General features: G+C 71.0%; 10 protein-coding genes and 1 pseudogene. 4 read left to right on the top strand and 7 right to left on the bottom strand.

Features of this window, described 5'->3' with window-relative positions; translation table 11 throughout:
* The first annotated feature begins 95 nt into the window (after positions 1-95).
* Positions 96-1373 carry a mechanosensitive ion channel family protein gene (locus tag LQV45_RS12440; RefSeq protein ID WP_230007296.1) on the top strand — a complete coding sequence of 426 codons (1278 nt, stop codon included), beginning with the start codon at positions 96-98 and terminating at the stop codon, positions 1371-1373.
* The gene (locus LQV45_RS12435; protein ID WP_230007295.1) at positions 1370-1852 is read left to right on the top strand and encodes a globin; all 483 of its coding nucleotides are present in this window, start codon (positions 1370-1372) and stop codon (positions 1850-1852) included. Before LQV45_RS12440 ends, LQV45_RS12435 begins: the two co-directional genes overlap by 4 nt.
* An 18-nt stretch (positions 1853-1870) precedes the next feature.
* Here LQV45_RS12435 and LQV45_RS12430 read toward each other — a convergent pair whose 3' ends face one another.
* Entirely contained in the window at positions 1871-2689 is an 819-nt protein-coding gene (locus LQV45_RS12430; RefSeq protein WP_230007294.1) for a cation-transporting ATPase, read from the bottom strand.
* A gap of 171 nt (positions 2690-2860) precedes the next feature.
* On the bottom strand, positions 2861-3529 hold the full coding sequence (locus tag LQV45_RS12425; RefSeq protein WP_230007293.1) for a hypothetical protein: 669 nt from the start codon (positions 3527-3529) through the stop codon (positions 2861-2863).
* Between the two features lie 52 nt (positions 3530-3581).
* Between LQV45_RS12425 and LQV45_RS12420 the strand changes: the two genes are divergently transcribed.
* The gene (locus tag LQV45_RS12420; protein ID WP_230007292.1) at positions 3582-4451 is read left to right on the top strand and encodes an acyl-CoA thioesterase II; all 870 of its coding nucleotides are present in this window, start codon (positions 3582-3584) and stop codon (positions 4449-4451) included.
* Positions 4452-4478: 27 nt separating this feature from the next.
* Here LQV45_RS12420 and LQV45_RS12415 read toward each other — a convergent pair whose 3' ends face one another.
* The 4 genes from LQV45_RS12415 to LQV45_RS12400 form a co-directional block, all read right to left on the bottom strand.
* Complete coding sequence (locus LQV45_RS12415; protein WP_230007291.1) at positions 4479-5015, bottom strand: thioesterase family protein; 537 nt, start codon at positions 5013-5015, stop codon at positions 4479-4481.
* On the bottom strand, positions 5008-6687 hold the full coding sequence (gene ettA, locus LQV45_RS12410) for an energy-dependent translational throttle protein EttA (protein ID WP_230007290.1): 1680 nt from the start codon (positions 6685-6687) through the stop codon (positions 5008-5010). Before ettA ends, LQV45_RS12415 begins: the two co-directional genes overlap by 8 nt.
* A 180-nt stretch (positions 6688-6867) precedes the next feature.
* Entirely contained in the window at positions 6868-7356 is a 489-nt protein-coding gene (locus tag LQV45_RS12405) for a hypothetical protein (RefSeq protein ID WP_230007289.1), read from the bottom strand.
* A gap of 41 nt (positions 7357-7397) precedes the next feature.
* A complete protein-coding gene (locus LQV45_RS12400; protein WP_230007288.1) occupies positions 7398-7928 on the bottom strand; it encodes a single-stranded DNA-binding protein in 531 nt (176 codons plus the stop codon).
* Positions 7929-8164: 236 nt separating this feature from the next.
* On the opposite strand from LQV45_RS12400, the gene LQV45_RS12395 reads away from it, so the two are divergent.
* Entirely contained in the window at positions 8165-8422 is a 258-nt protein-coding gene (locus LQV45_RS12395; protein WP_230007287.1) for a hypothetical protein, read from the top strand.
* A gap of 86 nt (positions 8423-8508) precedes the next feature.
* Here LQV45_RS12395 and LQV45_RS12390 read toward each other — a convergent pair.
* Positions 8509-8934, bottom strand: a pseudogene (locus LQV45_RS12390) (PLP-dependent aminotransferase family protein); the annotation flags it as partial.

Here is an 8934-nt window from a genome sequence, read left to right as displayed (position 1 = left end):
GTGCTGCTGCAGCGCCGCGACGCGTGACGTCGGATCGGTGAGGGATGCCTCGGTGCTCAGCGGGCACCGAGGCATCCCTCGTTAGCATGAAGCCGATGTCTGTTCTCGCCTCCGCACCAGAGCCCTCCCCCAGCCCGACGTCGCCCTCCAACCTGGCCGACCCGTCGACGTGGGCGTGGTTCGGCGACCGCCTTCTCGAGTTCGGCGGCACCGTGCTGCGGATCCTCGGGATCATCATCGGCGTGATCGTGGCTGCCTGGGTGCTCCGCGTCATCATCCGGCGCGTGGTGGACCGCATCGTCAACGGAGCCAAGAGCAAGGCGCGGGTCGATGACACGCAAGCCCTCGACCGCTCCCCCCTCAGCGCCGTCCGCCTCGTGCAGCGCACCCGCACGCTCGGCACGATCCTGCAGAACATCGTCAACGTCGTCCTCGTCGTGGTCGCCCTCGTGTGGATCGCCGGGATCGTCGCCCCCAACGCCCTGGCATCCCTCACCCTGCTCACCGCGGCGGTGGGTGCGGGACTCGGCTTCGGCGCCCAGAACATCGTCAAGGACGTGCTCAACGGGATCTTCATCGTCGCCGAGGACCAGATCGGCATCGGCGATGTCGTCGATCTGGGGCTGGCCACCGGCATCGTGGAGTTCGTCAGCGTGCGCATCACCCACGTCCGCGACGTCAACGGCACGCTCTGGTACGTCCGCAACGGCGAGATCACCCGGATCGGCAACATGTCGCAGGGGTGGTCGCGCGTCATCATCGATCTCGCCGTCCCCACGGATGCCGACATCGACGAGGTCGAGAAGGCGATGCTCGGCGCTGCGAAAGCGCTGGCCAAAGAGACGAAATGGCGTTCGCGCATCATCGAGCAGCCCGAGATCTGGGGCCTGGAGTCCATCAGCGGCGACGCCCTCGTCATCCGGCTCGTGATGAAGACGCGGTCGAGCGCGAAGGACGATGTCGCCCGCGAACTTCGCGTGCGGCTGAAGCGCGCGATCGACGCGATGGGTCTGACGCTCCCACAGCTGAACTCGATCGTCCTGACCGGCGCCGAGGGCGCGCAGAGCGTGCGCGGCGCCCACCCGCCCAAGACGAAGCCGACGCCGGTCACCACGGCGACGGAGCGCCCGGTGTGGCGCCCTCGGCGCCGCAAGCTCGCGGTGTCCGACACCGTCCTGGATCAGGACGCCGTCGCCGCGGAGATCGCGGCCGAGAAGGCGCAGCCGCGCCCGAAGAAACCCCGGCCGGCCACGACGGACGCGGTCCCCGCAGCCGAAGCCTCGACCGGTCCGGCCGCACCTCCCGCCGCCGACGACGTGGTCAAGCCCACCCCTCCCGCCGTGCGGGCCGATGACGACGGAGCACCCGCGTGAGCGAACCGATCACTTTCTACGAGCAGGCCGGCGGCATGGAGACGTTCCGCCGACTGGTCGATGCGTTCTACCGCGGCGTCGCCGACGACGAGGTCCTCAAGCCGATGTACCCCGAAGAGGACCTCGGTCCCGCGGCGGACCGGCTGACCCTCTTCCTGGCGCAGTATTGGGGCGGCCCGTCGGAGTACAGCGAGAAGCGCGGGCACCCGCGCCTGCGGATGCGGCACATGCCGTTCCACGTCGACCCGGACGCCCGCGACCGGTGGCTGCGCCACATGCGCGCGGCGGTGGACGAGATCGCCCTCCCCCCGGCACTCGAGGCACCGCTGTGGGACTACCTCGAACGTGCCGCGCACGCCATGGTCAACACGTTCGAGCCGCGCGGCATCGGTCCGGTGCAGGGCGCACGCCCCGCCACCGGGCTGCCCGTGAGGGCGGCGGAGACGCCCCGGCAGGACGGCGGCGCCCCGGTCGGCTGACCTCCGCCCTGCCTCGGCTCAGCGACCGAAGAAGTCGCCCAGGCCCGGGAGCTCGAAGCTGGAGATCTGCTCGCCGATCCCGCTGAGTCCCTCGCCGGCTCCCGAGAGGGCGTCCTGCGCTCCCCCGGCGACGTCGCCGAACGCGCCGGCTCCGAGTCCGGATGCCAGAGCCTCGACGTCGAGCCCTTCCGTGAGCCCGGCGAAGTCGACGCCGGCGTTCACGGCTTGCGCCAGAAGGGGTGCCGCGACCGCGCTCACGATCGCTCCGCCGGCCACGGCGGTGAGCAGTCCACCCGCGCCGATCACGCCGGCCCCGACGAGTCCGCCACGGCCCGCTCGTGCCAGCAGCGCCGACATCCGGCCGGGGCGCTGCGCCTCCGCACGGCCCGCCGCGCGAGCGAGGTCGGCGGGCGCGTCGCTGCGGGGACGATCGTGCGGTGCGAACTCGGCATCCATGCGTCCACGCACGTGCGCGCGCTGGGCCGGGGTCAGGCGCTCGAACGCCTCGCGGTGCAGACGTTCCACCTGATCGGGGTCGGCCGTCCGCAGGAGGTAGTCGTAGCGGGCGATTGCGGCGCGGTCCTCAGACGTCAGCGCCGCGGCATCGGGAGCGGGCGGTGCATACCGGTGCCCCGACGCCGCGGGGGTGGCGGAGGATGCCGCCGGAGGAGCTGCGGGAGCGTCACGGCGATCACCGGTGACGGCATCCGCGGCGGTACGGACCAGATCTCGCCAGTCCGTGCCTCCACCGGAGCCGGTCGACGATGCGGGCCGCGACGTGGAGGCCTTGTCGACGGCACGGGAAGCGAGATCGAACAGGCGTGAGAACTTCGACACGGGGATACCTCTCGACGGGCGGCACGCTGCCGCGACGTCAAGGTCTCTTCCGTTCCGAGGAACCGATGCCCCCGGAGCCCAACCGTGGGCTCGTGATGACGGGGACGCCGTCGAGGAATACTCCCCTTGCGTGGTTTCGACGGTACCGGCGGCGCCTATGAGGTCGCTGGGTCAGCGCCCCGTCGCCCGGACCGCGGTGAGTCCCGAACGCACCGGCCCGCGCACGAGGACATGCCCACGGCCCAGCGTTACCCGCGTCCAGACCCCGCTCGTGCGGAGCACAGCCCGCTCGGCGCCCGCGATGAAGCCCAGAGCGTACGCCGCGAAGGCCGTGCCGAGCGGCAGACCCCCCAGCGCCTCGTCGGCCTGGCCCCAGATCTGCGCGCGTACCGTCCGGACGACGTCCTCGCCGGGGTCGGCGGGCAGCGCGTCGGCGACGGCGGCGATCCCGTACTGTGCGCGCGCGGCCAGGACCGCACTGTCGATCGCATCGGCCGGCTCCCACCCGCCGCGCGGTGGGGCGACGCCGGCCCACGCCGGCGCGCTCGCGATCTCGGGGAGCACGACCGCGGAGGCATCGTCCGGCGCGAGCCGGAGCGCGGATGCCTCCACCACCAGGTCACACTCCAGCTCCGGGTCGACGGCGGACACCCGGATGCCGAGCACCGTGGGCGTGGCATCCAGGAGCCCCCGTGGGGCGAGCGGCGCCGCCGTGGTCACGAGCACACCCCCGTCGGCGCGAAGACGCACGGATCCGTCACCCAGTCGGACGGCACGGGAGGCGAAGGTCAGCAGGTCGGCTGACGCCTGCGGGTCGGGGAACAACAGGCGCGCGGACACCCGCCCTAAACTATCAAGAGGCGCAGGGCTCTGTGCCGGAACGGGAGTGAGCGTGACCGACGCCATCGACCCCGTCGCTTCGTTGCTCGCGGTGCTCGATCTCCGCGACGCGGGCGCACGGACCACCGAGGACATCTTCACCGGCGTATCTCAGCCCATGCCCTTCGGCCGCGTATACGGCGGTCAGGTGCTCGCGCAGTCCGTCGTCGCGGCCTCGCGGACGCTGCCGCCGGAGCGCACCGTGCACTCCATGCACGGCTACTTCCTGCGACCGGGCGACCCGTCCGACGGGATCACGTTCTCGGTCGACCGCATCCACGACGGACGGTCCTTCTCGACCCGGCGGACCCAGGCCTTCCAGGCGGGCGTGCCGATCTTCTCGATGATCGCGTCGTTCCAGGACGACGGTCCCGGTCTCGAGCACGCCGAGCCCATGCCCGAGGGTGTTCCGCAGCCCGAAGATCTGCCGCCGTTCGACGACGACGCCCTCCACCCGATGAGCCGACGCATGTTCTCGGAGCGTCCCGTGGACGTGCTGCACGTGCCCTCACCGGTCTACACCTCGGTCGAGGGCCCGCACGTTCCCCGACAGGCGGTGTGGATGCGCACGCGGCGCACGCTCCCCGACGATCCGGCGATCCACCGCGCCGCCTTGGCGTACCTGAGCGATCTCACGATCCAGGAGCCGATCCTGCGCGGCCACGGGGTGCCGTGGAACGCGCCGGGCTTGCGGGTGGCGAGCCTGGACCACGCGATGTGGTGGCATCGCCCCGGCCGGGCCGACGACTGGCTGCTGTACGTCCAGGAGTCGCCGAACGCGCGCGGCGGGCGCGGACTCTCGACCGGACGGATCTACACCCGGGACGGTGTCCTGCTCGCGAGCGTCGCACAAGAGGTCATGGTGCGGGTGCCGCAGGAGTAACCGCGCCGACCGGGGGCCCGAGTCCGGTCAGCGCCCCGCGGCGCGGCGGCGGTACTCGATGGGGGCGCCCACGTACGGAGCCCAGGCGCGGCGTTCGGTCTCGGTCCACCGAATCGGACGTCCGCTCGCCGTGTCGACGAGCACGACGACCGCGGTCGCCCGCGCGTAGAGGACGGGATCTTCGACGCCGATCGGGCTGAAGACTTCGAAGCAGATGTCGGCACTGGAACCGCCCATGGCACCGATCCAGAGGCGCACGTCGAGCGGCCGCTGGCTGTACGGCACCGGGCGCAGGTACTCGATCTCTTGCCGAGCGATGAGGGTCGCCCGCTCTCCTCCGCTCTCGAGCACGTCCATGTCGAACACCGCCGTCGGCAGTGGGTCGCCGTCGTCGTCGCCGCGCCAGAAGGCGCGCAGGCGCGCCTCTTCGAGGAGCTTCAGCATCGAGGTGTTGTTGACGTGCCCGAGCGCGTCGAGATCGCCCCACCGCAGCGGGATCGGCACGTGGAGGCGCCGGGGAGCGGTCTCCGCCGCTCCCCGGGCCTCTTCGCGGGAATCAGTCACGCGTGAGCTTGCGGTAAGTCGAACGCGACGGGTTGGCGGCATCCTGCCCGAGACGCTCGATCTTGTTGGCCTCGTACGCCTCGAAGTTGCCCTCGAACCAGTGCCACTGGTCGGGGTGCTCCTCGGTGCCTTCATAGGCGAGGATGTGCGTCGCGATGCGGTCGAGGAACCACCGGTCGTGCGTGATGACCACGGCGCAACCGGGGAACTCCAGCAGGGCGTTCTCGAGCGAGCTGAGGGTCTCGACGTCGAGGTCGTTGGTCGGCTCGTCGAGGAGCAGCAGGTTGCCGCCCTCTTTGAGCGTCAGCGCGAGGTTCAGGCGGTTGCGCTCACCACCCGAGAGCACGCCGGCCTTCTTCTGCTGGTCGGGTCCCTTGAATCCGAACTTCGACACGTACGCGCGCGAAGGGATCTCGGTCTTTCCGACCGTGATGATGTCGAGTCCGTCGGACACGACCTCCCACAGCGTCTTCTCGGGGTCGATGTTCGCGCGCGACTGGTCGACGTAGCTGATCTTGACGGTCTCGCCGATCTTCAGCGTGCCGCCGTCGAGCGGCTCGAGACCCACGATCGTCTTGAACAGCGTCGTCTTTCCGACACCGTTGGGGCCGATGACGCCGACGATGCCATTGGGGGGAAGGTTGAAGCTCAGGTTGCTGATGAGCGAGCGGTCGCCGAAGCTCTTCTCGAGCTTCTTGGCGTCGATCACGATGCTGCCGAGGCGCGGACCCGCGGGGATCTGGATCTCGTCGAAGTCCAACTTGCGCGTGCGCTCGGCCTCGGCGGCCATCTCTTCGTAGCGCGCGAGGCGGGCCTTCGACTTGACCTGGCGGCCCTTGGCGTTGGAGCGCACCCACTCGAGTTCTTCTTTGAGACGCTTGGCGAGCTTGGCGTCCTTCTTGCCCTGGACGTCGAGGCGCTGGCCCTTCTTCTCGAGGTAGGTCGAGTAGTTGCCCTCGTACGGGTACAGGTGCCCGCGGTCGACCTCGGCGATCCACTCCGCGACGTTGTCGAGGAAGTACCGGTCGTGGGTGATGGCGATGACGGCGCCCTTGTAGGCCTTGAGGTGCTGCTCGAGCCAGAGCACGCTCTCGGCGTCGAGGTGGTTGGTGGGCTCGTCGAGCAGCAGCAGGTCGGGCTTCTGCAGCAGCAGCTTCGCGAGGGCGACGCGGCGGCGCTCACCACCGGAAAGCGGCACGACGGAGGCGTCGGCCGGCGGGGTGCGCAGGGCGTCCATCGCCTGCTCGAGCTGGGAGTCGAGGTCCCACCCGTCGGCGGCGTCGATCTCTTCCTGCAGGGTGCCCATCTCGGCGAGCAGCGCGTCGAAGTCGGCGTCGGGATCGGCCATGAGCGCGGAGATCTCGTTGAAGCGATCGAGCTTCGGCTTGATCGCGACGCCGTCCTGGATGTTCTCGAGCACCGTCTTGCTGTCGTCGAGCTCGGGCTCCTGCATGAGGATGCCCACCGTGAAGCCCGGGCTCAGCCGCGCCTCGCCGTTGGACGGCGTGTCGAGGCCGGCCATGATCTTGAGGATCGTGGACTTACCCGCACCGTTCGGACCGACCATGCCGATCTTGGCCCCGGGCAGGAACGACATCGTGACGTCGTCGAGGATGAGCTTGTCGCCCACAGCCTTGCGGGCGCGGACCATGGAGTAGATGTATTCGGCCATCGAGGAGTACCACCTTCGATCGGGGATGAGGGCCGCGCCCTCCCGGGCCGCGGAGTCGAATCTCAGCGGAGCGCCCGGGCGCGCAGAAGTCCCCTCCAGCCTAGCAACGACACCCTGAACGCCGACCGTCGGCGCGCACCGCGCCCGCGATCGCGCATCGGCGCCAGACGGACGAGCCGGTCACCAATCGATGGTGCGCGTCTGTCCGATGAGGCATCCCCCCGCGGTGAGCCCAGGCAGGACGGCGGCGACCGGATCGCCGATCGAGGGTCCGACCTGTCCGACGAGGCAGTCGTCCTGCCACCGGACCGAGAACTCGATGCTCTCGGCGGCGTTGCCGATCGTGGTCTGATCGGCCGTGACCTGCATAGCGGTCTTGTCGAAGCCGGCGGCCACGAGCGCGTCGACGTAGGCGCGGCCCGCGGCGCGGTCCGGGCCCGCCCACACGGTCTGGACGACCTGGGTGAACAGCGGGAGATTGTCGGCGGCCGAGCCGTCCGCGACGAACGACGGAGCGACGGGCGGCGCGGATGACGACGCCGTCGGGGCCGACGCCGAGGGGGCCGTGACGGTGGGGGCGGCCTCCGGCGTGACGGGCGTGCACCCCGCCAGTGCCAGGGCCGCGGCCAGAGCCAGCAGGGCGGCCGGTCGTCGGTTCAGGCGGATCACCCGCCCGAGTCTACGGACAGGCCGCGCGCCCCTCGTCCCGCTCAGAACGGTGTCGGATCGCCGGCATCCACCAGTGCCGGTGTCACGCGGGCATCGTCGGGGTCCGGTGCCGTCGAGCCGTCCCTCGGATCAGCCGGCGACTCGCCCGGCACCGCCCACGCATCACCGTCTGCCGTGGACGTCGCCCCCTCATCGGGTTCCGCACCGGTCTGTGCGCGGGAGCCGCGCGTGAAGACGGAGCTGCCCCAGCGCAGGTCGTGGCCGATCGCATCGGCCGTGATGTCGGCGCTCACGCCGCGCTTCGCCTCGGTCTCCCATTCCCGGAGCCGCAGTCGCCCGGCGACGATCACCCGCTCCCCCTTGCGGAGCGACGAGAGCGCGTTGCGCCCCAGTTCGCCGAACACCGAGACGGAGTAGTAGTTGGTGTGCCCGTCGACCCACTGTCCGCGTTCGCGGTCGAATCGGCGTTCGCTCACCGCCAGGCGGAACGCGGCGATCGGATCACCGCCCCGCGTGGCCCGCTCTTCGGGGTCGCCCACGACGTTGCCGATGAGGGTGATGTGGTCGCTCATGATGGTGTCCTCTCGTAGGTGTGCGCTCCGGCATCCGCGTGCCCGACGGATGCCGGAGCCACCGCCAGGATGACGGGGCTCGACCGGGCGGCGCGGGCCGGAACAGCACTTCCGTGGAGAACTCGCGCGGTCGCCGACCTGGGGAGGATTCGCACCCGATCGCCCCACGACGGGCCTCTGGGGAGCGACGACCTCGGGGCGGAGGCGATGTCGGAGCCCCCTCGTACCGTGAGGGCATGAGCATCGCACTGTGGAACGACCTCGCACCGGCGCCGCGCCCGGCCGGGTGGGGCGCGGCGACGCACGTCGCCGTCGGCCTGTGGCGCATCGCCGATCCGCGCGGCGTCGTCGTGGGCCACGTCCGTGCGATCGCCGCCGACGGCGGCTGGCGCTATGCGGCCGAGCGGTTCCACGGCGCGACCGGGCGGTTCCGTCGGCTCGGTGAGTTCTGGTCGGCTGCCGATGCCCTGGACTGCCTCCGCTACGCCCGGTGATCGGGCGGGACCGCGGTGCATGCTGGGCGTGTTCCCGGGGCGACCGAGCCCGGCCTACCGCGTCCGGCCTGCCGCGGCGCAGGACGTCAGACCACCGCCGTCAGATCGTCGAGCGCCGCGCCCGCGGTCGTTCCCCTCACGTCCTCCCACGCGGCGCGGAGGACCGCGACGGCTCGTTCGAGCGTGTGCGGCGCGGCGGTGAACGGGATCCGGAGCCGACGATCGTGGCCGCCGTCGACGGCGAACCGCGAGCCGGCCGACAGCAGCAGACCGCGGGCGCGCGCGTTCATCACCAAGGGGGTGCTCACCGGCTCACCGATACCGACCCACAGCGAGACGCCGCCGTTCACGGACGGGACTTCCCACTCGGGGAACGAGCTCGCGAGCGTGGCGACAAGCGCATCGCGTCCGTCGCGCAACACGTCGGCGCGCTGCGCACTGATCTCGTCCAACCGACCGATGAGCCGGGCGGCGACGGCCTGCTCGAACTCGGGCGTGCCGAGGTCGTGCAC

The organism is Microbacterium sp. Bi128 (assembly GCF_918698205.1).
This window is presented reverse-complemented; position numbering and strand designations above follow the sequence as displayed.

Coding starts and splice junctions, on each gene's coding strand:
- LQV45_RS12440 (WP_230007296.1), top strand. CDS start 96: ATGTCTGTTCTCGCCTCCGCACCAGAGCCCTCCCCCAGCCCGACGTCG.
- ettA (WP_230007290.1), bottom strand. CDS start 6,687: ATGGCCGAATACATCTACTCCATGGTCCGCGCCCGCAAGGCTGTGGGC.
- LQV45_RS12400 (WP_230007288.1), bottom strand. CDS start 7,928: ATGAGCGACCACATCACCCTCATCGGCAACGTCGTGGGCGACCCCGAA.
- LQV45_RS12395 (WP_230007287.1), top strand. CDS start 8,165: ATGAGCATCGCACTGTGGAACGACCTCGCACCGGCGCCGCGCCCGGCC.